Below are 13,579 nucleotides of genomic sequence, written 5' to 3' on the forward strand. Positions count from 1 at the left end.
TATAAAACCGTTACTCCTTTCATAGCCGTTATAAATATGATGATCAGCAGAAAATCATCATATTGATAAGGGTGCGCAATGGCCGTTAAATCACTGAAAAAAGGATATCTGGCGCTGGCTGCTTCTGTGCTGCTGGTTGCGCAGGCGCAGGCGACGGAACTGCTGAACAGCTCCTACGATGTTTCCCGCGAGCTGTTTGCCGCCCTTAACCCGCAGTTTGAACAGCAGTGGGCGAAAGATAACGGCGGCGATAAGCTGACGATTAAACAATCTCATGCCGGGTCATCAAAACAGGCGCTGGCAATTCTGCAGGGGCTTAAGGCCGACGTGGTGACCTACAATCAGGTGACCGACGTACAGATTCTGCACGACAAAGGCAAACTGATTCCCGCCGACTGGCAAAGCCGTCTGCCGAATAACAGCTCGCCGTTTTACTCCACCATGGGCTTCCTGGTGCGTAAAGGCAACCCGAAGAATATCCACGACTGGAATGACCTCGTGCGTTCCGACGTGAAGCTGATTTTCCCGAACCCAAAAACCTCCGGCAACGCGCGTTACACTTATTTAGCGGCGTGGGGCGCGGCGGACAAGGCTGACGGCGGCGATAAAGCGAAAACCGAGCAGTTCATGACCCAGTTCCTGAAAAACGTCGAAGTGTTTGATACCGGCGGTCGCGGGGCTACCACGACCTTCGCCGAGCGCGGTCTGGGCGATGTGCTGATCAGCTTCGAATCGGAAGTGAACAACATCCGTAAACAGTACGAAGATCAGGGATTTGAAGTGGTTATCCCGAAGACCAATATCCTGGCCGAATTCCCGGTGGCCTGGGTAGATAAAAACGTTCAGGCTAACGGAACGGAGAAAGCGGCGAAAGCCTATCTGAACTGGCTCTACAGCCCGCAGGCGCAGACGATCATCACCGACTATTACTATCGCGTGAACAACCCGAAGGTGATGGATTCGCTGAAAGATAAATTCCCGCAGACCGAGCTGTTCCGCGTGGAGGACCAGTTTGGCTCCTGGCCGGAAGTGATGAAAACCCACTTTGCCAGCGGCGGTGAGCTGGACAAACTGCTGGCGGCGGGGCGTAAGTAATGTTTGCTGTTGCCTCAAAGCGCGTGCTGCCGGGCTTTACCCTGAGCCTCGGCACCAGCCTGCTGTTCGTGTGCTTAATTCTGCTGCTGCCGCTGAGCGCGCTGGTGATGCAGCTCGCGGAAATGACCTGGAGTCAATACTGGGATGTGATCAGCAACCCGCAGGTGGTAGCCGCTTATAAAGTCACCCTGCTGTCGGCCTTTGTGGCGTCGATCTTTAACGGCGTATTTGGCCTGCTGATGGCGTGGATCCTCACGCGCTACCGCTTTCCGGGGCGCACGTTGCTGGACGCGCTGATGGATCTGCCGTTTGCGCTACCGACGGCGGTGGCGGGCCTGACGCTGGCCTCGCTGTTCTCCGTCAACGGCTTTTACGGTGAATGGCTGGCGAAGCTTGATATTAAAGTGACCTATACCTGGCTGGGTATCGCCGTGGCGATGGCCTTTACCAGTATTCCGTTTGTGGTTCGTACGGTGCAGCCGGTACTGGAAGAGCTGGGGCCGGAATATGAAGAGGCGGCGGAAACCCTGGGCGCGACGCGCTGGCAGAGCTTTCGCAAAGTGGTGCTGCCGGAGCTTTCACCTGCGCTGATGGCCGGCGTCGCGCTGTCGTTTACCCGCAGCCTGGGAGAGTTCGGCGCGGTTATTTTTATCGCCGGTAACATCGCGTGGAAAACGGAAGTGACCTCGCTGATGATTTTTATTCGTTTGCAGGAGTTTGATTACCCTGCCGCCAGCGCGATTGCTTCGGTGATCCTCGCGGCATCGTTACTGCTGCTGTTCTCAATCAACACCCTGCAAAGTCGCTTTGGTCGACGCGTGGTAGGTCATTAATGGCGATCGTTGCTCAATTAAAGCGTTATGACGCCCCCCGCATTAACTGGGGGAAATGGTTTTTGATCGGTATCGGGATGCTGGTTTCCGCCTTTATCCTGATTGTACCGATGGTCTATATCTTCGTGCAGGCTTTCAGCAAAGGTCTGATGCCGGTGCTGCATAACCTGGCCGATCCGGACATGCTGCACGCCATCTGGCTGACGGTGATGATCGCCTTAATTACCGTGCCGGTGAATCTGGTGTTTGGCACGCTGCTGGCATGGCTGGTGACGCGTTTTAACTTTCCCGGCCGCCAGCTGCTGCTGACGTTGCTGGATATTCCGTTTGCCGTCTCGCCGGTGGTGGCGGGGCTGGTTTATCTGCTGTTTTATGGCTCTAATGGCCCGCTTGGCGGCTGGCTGGATGAGCATAACCTACAGATTATGTTTGCCTGGCCCGGTATGGTGCTGGCGACCATTTTTGTGACCTGTCCGTTTGTGGTTCGCGAGCTGGTGCCGGTGATGATGAGCCAGGGCAGTAATGAGGATGAAGCGGCGATTCTGCTCGGCGCGTCGGGCTGGCAGATGTTCCGTCGGGTGACGCTGCCAAACATCCGCTGGGCGCTGCTGTATGGCGTGGTGCTGACTAACGCCCGCGCGATCGGCGAATTCGGCGCCGTATCGGTTGTTTCCGGCTCTATCCGCGGCGAAACCTTGTCGCTGCCGCTGCAAATAGAACTACTGGAGCAGGACTACAATACCGTTGGTTCGTTTACCGCCGCGGCTCTGCTGACGTTAATGGCTATTTTGACCCTGTTTTTGAAGAGTATGGTGCAATGGCGTTTGGCCAATCAGGAAAAACGCGCGCAACTGGAGGGAAATCATGAGCATTGAGATTGCCAATATTAAGAAGTCTTTTGGTCGCACCCAGGTGCTGAATGATATCTCACTGGATATCCCTTCCGGACAGATGGTCGCGCTGTTGGGGCCGTCAGGCTCCGGGAAAACCACGCTGCTGCGCATCATTGCCGGGCTGGAGAATCAGTCCAGCGGGCACATTCGTTTTCACGGTACCGACGTCAGCCGTGTGCACGCTCGCGACCGTAAAGTTGGCTTTGTGTTTCAGCACTATGCCCTGTTTCGTCATATGACGGTGTTCGACAACATTGCCTTCGGCCTGACGGTGCTGCCTAAGCGTGAACGGCCAAATGCCGCCGGGATCAAAGCGAAAGTTACCAAACTGCTGGAGATGGTTCAGCTGGCGCATCTGGCCGATCGCTATCCGGCCCAGCTTTCCGGCGGACAGAAGCAGCGCGTCGCGTTAGCGCGCGCGCTGGCGGTCGAACCGCAAATTCTGCTGCTGGATGAGCCTTTCGGCGCGCTGGATGCCCAGGTACGTAAAGAACTGAGACGCTGGCTGCGTCAGCTGCATGAAGAGCTAAAGTTTACCAGCGTATTCGTTACCCACGATCAGGAAGAGGCGACCGAAGTCGCGGATCGCGTGGTGGTGATGAGCCAGGGCAATATTGAACAGGCGGATGCGCCCGATCGGGTATGGCGCGAGCCGGCAACCCGCTTTGTACTGGAATTTATGGGCGAAGTGAACCGTCTGAAAGGCACCATTCGCGGCGGACAGTTTCACGTGGGCGCGCATCGCTGGCCGTTAGGCTATACCCCGGCGTATCAGGGGCCGGTGGATCTGTTCCTGCGGCCGTGGGAAGTGGATATCAGCCGGCGCACCAGCCTGGATTCACCGTTGCCGGTACAGGTGCTGGAAGCGAGCCCGAAAGGCCACTACACCCAATTAGTTGTGCAGCCTCTCGGGTGGTATGACGAACCGCTCACCGTGGTGTATCAGGGCGAAGAGGCGCCGTATCGCGGGGAACGCCTGTTTGTCGGCTTGCAGAATGCCCGCCTGTACAACGGTCGTGAGCGTATTGAGCCGCGCGAGGAGCTTGCTCTGGCCGAATCGGCCTGATAGCTTAATCCGCATGTTTATCGCCGTTTTCGCAACGGCAGGATTGGGTAGCCCGGATAAGACGCCTGCGTCGCCATCCGGGGATGTTTGCAGGCCGGGTAAACGCTTCCCGGCCTTTTTATTGGGCAAAACCGTGAATACATTAGAACAAACAATCGGCAACACGCCTCTGGTGAAGCTACAGCGTCTGGGACCAGATAACGGCAGCGAAATCTGGGTCAAACTGGAAGGGAATAACCCTGCCGGTTCGGTAAAAGATCGCGCCGCGCTTTCGATGATTGTCGAAGCGGAAAAGCGCGGCGAAATTAAGCCCGGCGATGTATTGATTGAAGCAACCAGCGGCAATACCGGCATTGCGCTGGCGATGATCGCCGCGCTTAAAGGCTATCAGATGAAGCTGCTGATGCCAGATAATATGAGCCAGGAGCGACGTGCGGCCATGCGCGCCTACGGGGCGGAGCTGATCCTGGTCACCAAAGAGCAGGGAATGGAAGGGGCTCGCGATCTGGCGCTGGCGATGGCCCAGCGCGGTGAAGGCAAGCTGCTGGACCAGTTCAACAATCCGGATAATCCCTATGCCCACTACACCACTACCGGGCCGGAAATCTGGCGGCAGACAGAAGGGCGGATAACCCATTTTGTCTCCAGCATGGGCACCACCGGCACCATTACCGGCGTTTCCCGCTTTCTGCGCGAACAGGCTAAAGCGGTGAGCATCGTGGGGCTGCAGCCGGAAGAGGGCAGCAGTATTCCCGGCATTCGCCGCTGGCCTGCCGAATATATGCCGGGGATTTTTAATGCGCAGCTGGTGGATGCGGTGCTGGATATTCATCAACAGGACGCGGAAAACACCATGCGGATGCTGGCGGTGCAGGAAGGGATTTTCTGCGGCGTGAGTTCAGGCGGCGCGGTGGCGGGCGCGCTACGCATTGCCCGTGAAAATCCTGGCGCGGTAGTGGTAGCGATCGTTTGCGATCGCGGCGATCGCTACCTTTCGACCGGCGTATTTGGCGAAGAGCACTTTACCCAGGGCGCGGGAATTTAAACTTCGGGCGCGTCGAGCAGATCCGTACCGTAAGAGTTATCAACGGTACACAGCCAGCGCTTGCCCTGCTGCCGAAAGACGTAGGTTGCGCGGCGCGTAACCTGAGTTATCCCGGCTTCCGCTGTCGGTATATCCAGCCGGGTTTCCATGATCACCAGCGCATTGCCGCCGCCTTCAATAATCTCCATTTTCCCCTGCGTTACCACCAGCCGGTGCTGGAAATAGTCGGCAATGGCGATAAACGCTTTACGGATATTTTCTTTCCCCTTGACGACCATGCCCGGTTTGACCACCAGCGCGGCGTCGTCGGCGTAATACTCCATCAACGTCGCGTAATCTTCCTGCGAGATAGCGCGATCGCAGGCTTCAATGGCGGCTTTAAGCTGCGGATTGGGATTGTGCATTTCAGGCGATCCTTAAATTATCGGGCTTTAATAAAAGCATTTTGCTTACTTTTCCGTCAGCTTATCAAGGAATGTCCACAGCTTCTGATTCATTTCGCGGTAATCCCAGGCGCGCATCTCCTGTTCGCTGCGGATGAAGCGTCTGCCTCTGGCGGCGCTGAGCTCCTGCTGTGAATGGGCGATCAGCAGTTCGATGACCTCAGCGTCAAATTCCATATGGCACTGGAAGCCATAAACCCGATCGCGATATTTCACAATTTGCCGCGGGCAGCCTTCGCTGGAGGCCAGCACTTCCGCTTCCGGCGTCAGGCCAGGCATATCGTTATGCCAGTGGCCCACGACCAGCGACGGGCCAAAATGGGCCAGTTTGCCGTCCTGCTGGCCGGCGGTGGTGAGCGTTATCGGAAAGTGGCCGATCTCTTTCTCCGGACTTTGCATGACCGGCGCGCCCAGCGCTTCGCCGATAAGCTGCGAACCGAGACAAATCCCCACCACGATCCGCCCGGCGGCAATGGCCTGCGCAATCAAACGCTGCTCGGCGTGGGTATCAAAATATGGGCATTCGGCTAGGGTGGTACGCGGAGATTGCGGGCCGCCCAGCACTACCAGCATATCAAAGGCGTTAGCATTTTCCGGTAGCGCATCCCCGGCATAAACCCGCGACCAGCTGGTATCGTAACCGCGCGCCTGCGCCCAGTGCAGATAAGCTCCCGGCGCTTCAAAGACTTCATGGACGATAAAGTGGATCTGCATAGCGTTAACTCCCGTCACTGTTGTTGTAATATCTGACATAAGTCACTGGCGAGCTTATTAATTTCTTCATCGCTGAGCGTAGCAAGTGACAGCCGCAGCCCGTGTGAAGGGGCGCGAATTCCGAACGTTTCGCCTTCGCGGACCAGCCAGCCAGCATGCGCCAGGCGAAGCGCTACCGGCTGGCTTGGTTCCTCCAGCGGAAACCAAAAGTTCAGGCCGTCTCCTGGCGTCAGGTGGGTTATCCCGCAGCGAGCGAGCGCGGCGATCAGCTTTTCATGTTGCCGACGATAGTGGCGGCGACTCTCCGTCAGCGATGCCATAAATGCGTCATCATTAAGACAAGCGATGACCAGATCCTGCAGCAGATGGCTGACCCACTGGCTACCGGAATTAAGCCTCAGGCGCAGCGCCGCCGACGTTTCGCAATCGCTGGCAACGATAGCCAGACGTATGTCCGGCCCAAGGGTTTTCGACAGCGAGCGTACCAGCGCCCAGCGCCGGCTTTCGGCGGCCAGCGGAGAGTGCCAGGGCGTTGAGGAGAGCAGGGCGAAATGGTCATCAATAATCACCAGAACCTGCGGATAGCGGGCCAGGATATCGCGTATCGCCCGGGCGCGGGGCTCGCTAAGGCTACAGCCCGTCGGATTATGTGCTCGCGGGGTGATGATCACCGCCCGGGCGCCGTTGCGCAGCGCCTCCTCAAGGGCATCAGGCTGCATGCCTTCAGCGTCGACCGGCACCGGCGAGGGGGTGAAGCCGGCATAGCGCAGCATATTAATGCTGCTGAGAAAGCAGGGATCTTCGATAGCCACGCTATCGCCCGGCAGCAGCAGGGCGCACAGCAGACGTTCGAGCGCATCGATAGCGCCGCTGGCGAGGTTAATCTCCGCGTCCACGCCTGAATCTTTGCTCATCCAGGCATGGGCCCACGCGGCCAGCCGTGGGTCAACCGCCGCATCGCCGTACAGGCGTGGAGCGGCGGCGATAGCGCTGAGGTAGTTTTTGACGTTCGCCAGGCGCGTGGGATCGGGGTTGCCGCTGGAGATATCTTTTAGCGGCGAAGAGGGATCGCCACCTTCAAGGGCGGGAAGCGTATTATGCGTCTTAATGGCCGTACCGTTACGCCCCTGGCTAATGGCCAGACCGGAGGTCACCAGTCGCTTATAGGCGGCGGCGACCGTATTGCGGTTAACCGACAGCTTGCCAGCCAGTTCGCGTACCGGCGGCAAAACATCGCCTGGTTTGAGTACGCCGCTTTGCACCAGATGGCGGATATTATCGAAGATCTCACTGGCAGTTTTTCCAACGATCATTATTGACCTATGACAAAATGAAATTTAGCATAGGACGAATGATAATCAGAGTATGACCCGCTGTCCAGCGGGGGGGAGAAAGGATGGGCCAGCAGGATGAAATACAATCGGTGCTCTTCAACGATAAAAGTCGGGCACTACAGGTCGATATCGTGGCCGTGCAGTCGCAGGTGGTCTACGGCAGCGTAGGAAACAGTATTGCGATACCGGCGATAAAGCAGCACGGCCTGCGGGTTATCGCGGTGCCGACGGTGCTGTTCAGCAATACTCCGCACTATGACACCTACTATGGCGGCGTCATCCCGGAAGAGTGGTTTGCCGGTTATTTAAAGGCGCTGGAGGAGCGTGACGCCCTGCGCGAGTTGCGGGCGGTCACGACCGGCTATATGGGAAGCGCGGTGCAGATTAAGCGCCTTGCGCAATGGCTGCAGCGCATTCGCGAGCATCATCCCGAGCTGTGTATTCTCGTTGATCCCGTCATTGGCGATGTGGATAGCGGTATTTATGTTAAGGCCGAGATTCCGGAAGCCTATCGTACTCATTTGCTCCCGCTGGCGCAGGGAATCACGCCTAATCTGTTTGAACTGGAGACGCTAAGCGGACTGCCTTGCCATAATCAGCAGGAGGCGATTATCGCCGCCCGCAGCCTGCTCTCGGATTCGTTGAAATGGGTCGTTATTACCAGCGCGCCGGGAGCGGATAGCGCCACGATCAACGTGCTGGTGGTTAGCGCAGAGTCGGTCGAGGTGATCGAACATCCGCGCGTAGAAACCGACCTTAAGGGAACTGGCGATCTTTTTTGCGCCGAGCTGGCGAGCGGCCTGGTGTGCGGAATACCGCTGGGTGATGCCGCTCATGCCGCCGCGCAGCGGGTGCTGGCGGTAATGACCTGGACCGATGAACAGGGCTGCGACGAGCTTATTCTTCCGCCGTCAGGGGAGGGGATATGAAGAGCTATCGTTTAGTGGTTCGTCAGCAGGGAAGAGTCGTCGGCCATTTTGAGACGACCGGCAGCGAAGCGCTGGAAGATGTTTGCGAAGTGGGGTCGCTATTTGGCGCCGTTGGCGGATATCAGTGTGATTTACAGGTTTCTGACAGCGAGAAGCGGATTCTGGAAAGCGGCCCTGAGGGGATGAAAATACTTTCGCGGGAGAAGTGCTATCGGCCATTCAAAGCGGCGAGATAAAAAAATGGCGCCCTGAGAGGCGCCATTCTTCTGCGGCAAGAATTACTTCTTGATGCGGATAACCGGAGTTTCACCCACGGTTACGCTACCGGACAGTTTGATCAGCTCTTTGATCTCGTCCATGTTAGAGATAACAACCGGAGTCAGGGTAGACTTGGCTTTCTCTTCCAGCAGCGGCAGATCGAATTCGATAACCGGGTCGCCGACTTTCACACGCTGGCCTTCTTCAGCGATACGTTTGAAGCCTTCGCCTTTCAGTTCAACGGTATCAATACCGAAGTGAACGAACAGCTCGATGCCGCTATCAGATTCGATTGAAAACGCATGGTTGGTTTCAAAAATTTTACCGATGGTACCATCTACCGGCGCAACCATTTTGTTGCCAGTAGGTTTGATAGCAATGCCATCACCCACAATTTTTTCCGCAAACACTACATCCGGCACGTCTTCGATGTTGACGATCTCGCCAGAGAGCGGGGCAACAATCTCAATAGTTCCGGTGTCTTTTTTGTCATCAGAAACCAGAGATTTCAATTTATCGAACAAACCCATGATCTTCTCCTAAGCAGTAATTTGGGCCGCGCATCTCGTGAATTAGCAGATTGTTTTTTCTTCAATGAACTTGTTAACCAGCGTCATTAACTCGTCCGTTGTCGGTTGAGCAAGAGCCTGCTCTGCTAATACCTTCGCATCTTCGAAGTTCGTGTTACGAATAATCTTCTTAATGCGCGGGATGGAAATGGCGCTCATAGAGAACTCGTCCAGACCCATACCCAGCAACAGAAGTGTAGCACGTTCATCGCCCGCAAGCTCACCGCACATGCCGGTCCATTTGCCTTCAGCATGAGAAGCATCAATAACTTGCTTAATCAGCGTCAGCACAGACGGGGACATTGGCTGGTAAAGATGTGAAATCATATCATTACCACGGTCAACTGCCAGAGTATACTGCGTTAAATCATTGGTACCGATACTAAAGAAATCAACTTCTTTGGCTAAGTGACGTGCAATAGTCGCAGCGGCAGGGGTTTCCACCATTACGCCAATCTCGATTGCTTCGTCAAATGCTTTACCTTCGTCGCGCAGTTCCTGCTTGTAGATTTCGATCTCTTTTTTCAGTGCACGCACTTCTTCAACAGAGATGATCATCGGGAACATGATGCGCAGTTTACCGAAAGCAGAGGCGCGCAGGATGGCACGTACCTGGTCGCGCAGAATTTCTTTGCGATCCATGGCGATACGCACGGCGCGCCAGCCGAGGAACGGGTTCTCTTCTTTCGGGAAGTTCATGTACGGCAGCTCTTTGTCGCCGCCGATGTCCATGGTACGAACAATAACGGCCTGAGAGCCGCATGCTTCGGCAACCGCTTTATAAGCCGCGAACTGTTCTTCTTCAGTTGGCAGCGAATCACGGTCCATGAACAGGAATTCAGTACGATATAAACCAACGCCTTCTGCGCCGTTACGCTCGGCACCTTCAACGTCGCGTACGGTACCGATATTGGCGCAAACTTCAACCTGATGGCCGTCCAGCGTAATTGCCGGCAGGTCTTTCAGCTTAGCCAGTTCCGCTTTCTCTTCAGCGACCTGAGCCTGCAGGTTACGCAGCTCTTCGATCTGCTGGTCGCTCGGGTTAACCAGAACCTGGTTATTTACAGCGTCGAGAATCAGATAATCGCCGTTTTTCACCTGGCTTGTGACGCTACCGGTGCCCACGATGGCCGGCAGTTCCAGAGAACGCGCCATGATGGAGGTGTGGGAAGTACGGCCGCCCGCGTCGGTGATAAAGCCCAGCACCTTGTTCAGGTTCAGCTGTGCGGTTTCAGACGGGGTGAGGTCTGCGGCAACCAGGATAACTTCATCCTGAATTGCGCTAAGATCGATGATGGCCAGGCCGAGAATGTTGCGCAGCAGGCGCTTACCGATGTCGCGTACGTCAGCAGCACGCTCTTTCAGGTATTCATCGTCCAGTTCTTCCAGGGCAGTAGCCTGACCTTCGATAACTTCATTGGCTGCCGCATCGGCAGTCATGTGCTTATCTTTAATCAGGGCTATGATTTCCTGCTCAAGCTCCTCATCTTCCAGCAGCATGATGTGCCCTTCGAAGATGGCTTCTTTTTCTTCACCGAAAGTTTCACCAGCTTTGGTTTTGATGACCTCCAGCTGGGCGGAGGCCTTGGTGCGGCCGTTCAGAAAACGTTCAACTTCCTGATCAACCTTATCGGCAGAAATTTTCTTCCGGTCGATGACAATTTCATCTTCTTTCAGCAGAAGAGCCTTGCCGAAAGCGATACCCGGGGATGCTAAAATGCCTGAAATCATAACCCTACCTTACTTGTGACTGATATTAAAAAGAACCCGTGAACTTACTCGAGTTCAGCCATCAGTTTAACCAGATGCTCAACTGCTTTTTGCTCATCTTCGCCTTCGGCTGAGAGAGTTACAACGGTACCCTGGGTCAGGCCCAGAGTCTGCAGTTTGAACAGGCTTTTGGCGCTGGCGCTTTTGCCGTTGGAGGTTACAGTGATCTCAGAAGTGAAGCCTTTTGCTTCTTTAACAAACTGAGCAGCAGGGCGGGTGTGCAGACCGTTCGGAGCGGTAATAGTAACTTCTTGCTGGAACATTATATTTCCCCAACTTATAGGTTTAGTGTTGTGGACCTAAAGTTTAGCCTAACGGCCAAACTTTAGCCTGTATCGTTAGCGCCGGCATTACGTGTCCGGCTTCGGCACCAGCAGCTGAGAATCGCTGTGGAAACCTTCAGGCCGTTAACGTCTACCACGTCATTAAACATTATGCCGCTAAAGGAAGACTTGAACCAAATCATAAAATCGATTCAGCTTATGGAAATCCCAATCGGAATAATTTCGCGCATCGAAATAAATGTGCTGGTTAAATACCAGACCCAACGAAGTGAATCAATGCCAGGAGGGGTAAAAGTTTGATGTGCGCCACAAAAAAGCACCTGAAAAGGTGCTTTTTTACACGATATTAACAAGCTGGCATTACTGTTGCAGTTCTTTCTCTGTGAACAGATCCGCAAACAATGCAGTGCTTAAATAGCGCTCACCTGAAGAGGGTAGGATAACCACAATATTCTTGTTGGTAAAGGATTCATCCTCCTGCAGCTTCAGCGCAGCGGCAACGGCGGCGCCGGAAGAGATACCAGCCAGAATGCCTTCCTCTTCCATCAGACGGCGTGCGGTGGAAATCGCCTCCTCGTTGGTGATCGCTACCACTTTATCAACCAGTTTCAAATCCAGGTTGCCGGGAATGAATCCTGCGCCAATACCCTGAATTTTATGCGGGCCGGGCTTAAGCTCTTCGCCTGCCAGCGCCTGGGCGATAACCGGGGAATCGGTAGGTTCTACGGCAACGGTAATCAGATCTTTTTTACCTTTGGTGCCTTTGATATAGCGGCTCACGCCGGTCAGCGTACCGCCGGTACCGACGCCGGAGATGAAGACGTCGACCTGACCATCAGTATCTTCCCAGATTTCCGGGCCGGTGGTTTTTTCGTGAATTTCCGGGTTGGCCGGGTTGCTAAACTGCTGCAGCAGCAGGAATTTCTCCGGGTTGCTGGCGACGATCTCTTCGGCCTTCTGGATGGCGCCCTTCATGCCTTTTGCGCCTTCGGTCAGGACCAGATTGGCGCCCAGCGCCTTCAGCAGTTTACGGCGTTCGATGCTCATCGTCTCGGGCATCGTCAGCGTCAATTTGTAACCGCGCGCCGCCGCCACGTAGGCCAGCGCGATACCAGTATTACCGCTGGTAGGTTCTACCAGCTCAACGCCGGGTTTCAGCACGCCGCGTTTTTCGGCATCCCAAATCATATTGGCACCGATACGGCATTTTACGCTAAAGCTCGGGTTACGTGATTCTACCTTTGCCAGGATGCGCCCGTTACCGATGCGGTTCAGTCGTACCAGCGGCGTATGGCCGATAGTCAGGGAGTTGTCTTCAAAAATCTTACTCATGGCCTGTCCTTAACTGTATGAAATTTGGGAGTACGGCTTCAGCATACCCGCTTAAAGAATATGCGGAAGTAAGGATTTAGCATATCTATATTCGGAAGGGAAATAATGGCAAGCCAGAAGTAATAAGGAGCGGCATAAGCCGCTCCGAACGAGATAGCGCTATTTCCACATCGCGTGTTTGTCACGGTAGCAATCAACCCACATCGCCGTCGCGCCGCAAATTGCGACGGGCAGGATCACGAGGTTGAGCACCGGGATCATGGTAAACAGGCTGGTCAGAGCGCCAAACTGCATGTTGGTGACTTTGCGGGTGCGTAGCGCCTGGCGCATGGTTTTAAACGGCACTTTATGGTTATCAAAAGGATAATCGCAGTATTGAATCGCCAGCATCCAGGCGCTGAACAGGAACCACAGCACCGGGGCGACGGTCTGGCCGAAACCGGGAATAAAATAGAGAAGCAAAAGGACGATCGCCCGCGGCAGATACCAGGCAAACTTCTGCCACTCGCGCTTCATGATGCGCGGCACATCTTTCAGGATGCCGAAAATTCCGACGTCCGGCGGCGTCGCGCCAGTCAGACGCGCCTCAAGCTGCTCGGCCAGCAGGCCGCTAAAGGGCGCGGCAATCCAGTTGGCGATAGTCGAGAAGAAGTAGCCGAACACCAGCAGAATAGAAATGACGACGATGGGCCACAGCAGATAGTTAAGCCATTGCAGCCATTCAGGAACATGGCTCATCAAAGAAGGGATCCAGCTATCCAGTCGCGTGAACAACCACCAGAATGCGCCACCCATCAGCACGATGTTGACGAGTAGAGGGAGGAAGACGTATCGACGGATCCCCGGCAGCCCGATCAGCTTCCAACCCTGCGAAAAATAGTAGACGCCACTGCGCGGGGTCGTTACGGATGATGAAACCATAGTCAGGTGATACTCCTTTTTTAACATCCAGGCTGAATGTCGGGCTATTTTATCGGGTTAGCCGACAATAACCAGTTAGGAAATGTTCGAAAA

15 protein-coding genes are annotated in these 13,579 nt (G+C 55.1%); 7 read left to right on the plus strand and 8 right to left on the minus strand.

Features of this window, described 5'->3' with window-relative positions; genetic code table 11:
- Positions 1-78: 78 nt before the first annotated feature.
- From cysP to cysM, 5 genes are all read left to right on the plus strand, one after another.
- On the plus strand, positions 79-1,095 hold the full coding sequence (gene cysP / locus IAE27_RS24510; protein ID WP_004104352.1) for a thiosulfate/sulfate ABC transporter substrate-binding protein CysP: 1,017 nt from the start codon (positions 79-81) through the stop codon (positions 1,093-1,095).
- Complete coding sequence (cysT, locus tag IAE27_RS24515; RefSeq protein ID WP_004104350.1) at positions 1,095-1,928, plus strand: sulfate/thiosulfate ABC transporter permease CysT; 834 nt, start codon at positions 1,095-1,097, stop codon at positions 1,926-1,928. Before cysP ends, cysT begins: the two co-directional genes overlap by 1 nt.
- On the plus strand, positions 1,928-2,803 hold the full coding sequence (gene cysW, locus IAE27_RS24520) for a sulfate/thiosulfate ABC transporter permease CysW (RefSeq protein ID WP_004104348.1): 876 nt from the start codon (positions 1,928-1,930) through the stop codon (positions 2,801-2,803). The genes cysT and cysW overlap by 1 nt, the downstream gene beginning before the upstream one ends.
- Positions 2,793-3,887 carry a sulfate/thiosulfate ABC transporter ATP-binding protein CysA gene (gene cysA, locus IAE27_RS24525; protein ID WP_004104347.1) on the plus strand — a complete coding sequence of 365 codons (1,095 nt, stop codon included), beginning with the start codon at positions 2,793-2,795 and terminating at the stop codon, positions 3,885-3,887. The genes cysW and cysA overlap by 11 nt, the downstream gene beginning before the upstream one ends.
- Before the next feature lie 133 nt (positions 3,888-4,020).
- The gene (gene cysM / locus IAE27_RS24530) at positions 4,021-4,932 is read left to right on the plus strand and encodes a cysteine synthase CysM (protein WP_026056015.1); all 912 of its coding nucleotides are present in this window, start codon (positions 4,021-4,023) and stop codon (positions 4,930-4,932) included.
- Here the strand turns inward: cysM and IAE27_RS24535 are convergent.
- The 3 genes from IAE27_RS24535 to ptsJ are packed head-to-tail and all read right to left on the minus strand — an operon-like array spanning position 4,929 to position 7,402.
- On the minus strand, positions 4,929-5,336 hold the full coding sequence (locus IAE27_RS24535; protein WP_004104344.1) for a YybH family protein: 408 nt from the start codon (positions 5,334-5,336) through the stop codon (positions 4,929-4,931). The two genes, cysM and IAE27_RS24535, sit on opposite strands and share 4 nt — an antisense overlap.
- A 45-nt stretch (positions 5,337-5,381) precedes the next feature.
- Positions 5,382-6,089, minus strand: coding sequence for a type 1 glutamine amidotransferase (locus IAE27_RS24540; protein WP_023321402.1), 708 nt, complete (start codon positions 6,087-6,089; stop codon positions 5,382-5,384).
- A 14-nt stretch (positions 6,090-6,103) separates the two neighbouring features.
- The gene (gene ptsJ, locus IAE27_RS24545) at positions 6,104-7,402 is read right to left on the minus strand and encodes a transcriptional regulator PtsJ (RefSeq protein WP_070555675.1); all 1,299 of its coding nucleotides are present in this window, start codon (positions 7,400-7,402) and stop codon (positions 6,104-6,106) included.
- A gap of 83 nt (positions 7,403-7,485) precedes the next feature.
- On the opposite strand from ptsJ, the gene pdxK reads away from it, so the two are divergent.
- Together pdxK and IAE27_RS24555 are read left to right on the plus strand one after the other, a co-directional pair.
- Entirely contained in the window at positions 7,486-8,352 is an 867-nt protein-coding gene (gene pdxK / locus IAE27_RS24550; protein ID WP_004114329.1) for a pyridoxine/pyridoxal/pyridoxamine kinase, read from the plus strand.
- Positions 8,349-8,588 (plus strand): hypothetical protein, encoded by a 240-nt coding sequence (locus tag IAE27_RS24555; protein WP_004104337.1) that lies wholly within the window; start codon positions 8,349-8,351, stop codon positions 8,586-8,588. Before pdxK ends, IAE27_RS24555 begins: the two co-directional genes overlap by 4 nt.
- A gap of 42 nt (positions 8,589-8,630) precedes the next feature.
- On the opposite strand, the gene crr is transcribed toward IAE27_RS24555, so the two are convergent.
- The 5 genes from crr to cysZ form a co-directional block, all read right to left on the minus strand.
- Entirely contained in the window at positions 8,631-9,140 is a 510-nt protein-coding gene (crr, locus tag IAE27_RS24560; RefSeq protein WP_000522253.1) for a PTS glucose transporter subunit IIA, read from the minus strand.
- 42 nt (positions 9,141-9,182) lie between these two features.
- On the minus strand, positions 9,183-10,910 hold the full coding sequence (gene ptsI / locus IAE27_RS24565) for a phosphoenolpyruvate-protein phosphotransferase PtsI (RefSeq protein ID WP_004104336.1): 1,728 nt from the start codon (positions 10,908-10,910) through the stop codon (positions 9,183-9,185).
- Positions 10,911-10,954: 44 nt separating this feature from the next.
- Positions 10,955-11,212, minus strand: a complete 258-nt coding sequence (gene ptsH, locus IAE27_RS24570; protein WP_002913505.1) for a phosphocarrier protein Hpr — start codon at positions 11,210-11,212, stop codon at positions 10,955-10,957.
- Positions 11,213-11,593: 381 nt separating this feature from the next.
- Positions 11,594-12,565: a cysteine synthase A gene (cysK, locus tag IAE27_RS24575; protein ID WP_004104335.1), complete on the minus strand. Its 972-nt coding sequence runs from the start codon at positions 12,563-12,565 to the stop codon at positions 11,594-11,596.
- 159 nt (positions 12,566-12,724) lie between these two features.
- Complete coding sequence (gene cysZ / locus IAE27_RS24580; RefSeq protein ID WP_004104334.1) at positions 12,725-13,486, minus strand: sulfate transporter CysZ; 762 nt, start codon at positions 13,484-13,486, stop codon at positions 12,725-12,727.
- Positions 13,487-13,579 lie beyond the last annotated feature (93 nt).

The organism is Klebsiella sp. S69 (assembly GCF_016516145.1).
GTDB classification, from domain to species: Bacteria; Pseudomonadota; Gammaproteobacteria; order Enterobacterales; family Enterobacteriaceae; genus Klebsiella; species Klebsiella oxytoca.